Consider the following 1,817-nt stretch of genomic DNA (forward strand, 5'->3'; position numbering starts at 1 on the left):
AGTTTTTCTTTCATTGCCCCGCATAAAAAATTTCTTCGGCATTATCTCTCAAGGCTGCAGCCAAGATTTCAGGGCTTTCAGAGCGAATATTACATAGCGCCGAAAAAACCTGACGAATATCCGAAGGACAACCAAACTCTCGCCTCAACCCGGAAACTCTCATATCCGGGCTATCCGTCTCCAACAACAAACTACCCAAAGGGGCTGTCGCAACAGCGGATCGGGTTCGCGTGGCACTTGGCCAAGTAATAACGCAACCTACACCGATGCTTATCCCTTTGGCGACATACTGATCGAGCAAGTCCTTGCCTCCGGAGAAGGCATGAATCACCCCCTTCCCTGGAAACTTCTTTAATGCGGACAGTATCTGGGAATGCGTTTTTCGAGCATGCATGATAACGGGCAAACCATGATCACTTGCAAGCGCCAACTGCGCCTCAAACAAGCTGTACTGCAGAGCCATATCTGCTGCCGTTACATCAAGCCCTATCTCGCCAACAGCAACCAGCCCCTCAGGCCGCTGGGATAAGCACGCATCAAGCCTGCTAATATCGCCTAAAGAATGCCTAGCTATAAAAAGAGGATGCAACCCTAAGGCATAACTTAGCTGAGGATGGCCAAGCGATAAGCCTTGCACCCCCTCCCATGATCCACGATCAATCGATGGGATAATCAACTTTGTTACACTTGCCCGGCGACAACTTTCAAGCAGGGCTTCTTGCCGCCCCTCAAACTCAACAAAATCTAAATGACAATGAGTATCGTAAAGCTCCGGACCTATCACCTCATTCTGCAATTAGTGCTCTCGCGTCTTTCTAAACTGCACTTCAGGGTAGCGCTCTTCAGATAACTGTAAATTCACCATCGTTGGCGCGATATAACTCAAGTTATCCCCCCCATCCAAAGCTAAATTATCAAAGCATTTCTTTCTAAACGCCTCTAGTTTGACCGGGTCATCACACGACACCCAGCGCGCCGTCGCAACGCTGATCGGCTCATACATAGCATCGACCTTATATTCAGCCTTTAATCGATGCACTACGACATCGAACTGAAGCACCCCGACGGCACCAACTATCAAGTCATTTGACTTCAGCGGACGAAACACCTGAACAGCGCCTTCTTCAGACAATTGAATCAAGCCTTTGTTAAGCTGCTTCATCTTCAGAGGATCTTTCAAACGAATTCGTCTAAAAAGCTCAGGCGCAAAGTTTGGAATGCCCGCAAACTTAAGCTGCTCACCCTCAGTAAAGGTATCACCTATCTGAATCGTCCCGTGATTATGCAAACCAATAATATCGCCTGCATAAGCCTCATCTGCATGTTCTCGGTCACCTGCCATAAAGGTCACCGCATCTGAAACACGCACATCTTTACCTGTGCGAACATGCTTTAACTTCATTCCTTTCTTATACTTTCCCGAACAAATGCGCATAAATGCGATTCTGTCTCGATGCATTGGGTCCATATTTGCCTGAATTTTAAAAACGAAGCCTGTGAACTTTTCTTCTTCGGCCTCAACCTGGCGCACATTCGTCGCTCGTGATTGCGGCGCAGGCGCCCACTCAGTTAAGCCTTCAAGCATATGGTCTACACCAAAATTACCCAGAGCGGTACCGAAGTACACCGGCGTCAGTTCGCCTGCTAAAAATAGCTCATGATCAAACTCGTGCGATGCACCTTTAACTAATTCAATTTCATCTCTAAGTTCTTCTGCATAATGCCCAATCGCCTCTTCCAGCTCTGGATTATCGAGACCTTTTATTACTCTTGAATCCTGAATCTGATGACCTTGCCCCGTCTGATAAAGGACTGTC

2 protein-coding genes are annotated in these 1,817 nt (G+C 47.5%); both read right to left on the minus strand.

The window, feature by feature from the left end:
- Window positions 1–10: 10 nt before the first annotated feature.
- Window positions 11–796, minus strand: a complete 786-nt coding sequence (locus tag A3763_RS08130) for a TatD family hydrolase (protein ID WP_082880417.1) — start codon at window positions 794–796, stop codon at window positions 11–13.
- Window positions 797–1,817, minus strand: a 1,021-nt coding sequence (prfC, locus tag A3763_RS08135; protein ID WP_068759976.1) for a peptide chain release factor 3, incomplete at its 5' end; no start/stop codon positions are given.

Source organism: Oleiphilus sp. HI0128 (assembly GCF_001635365.1).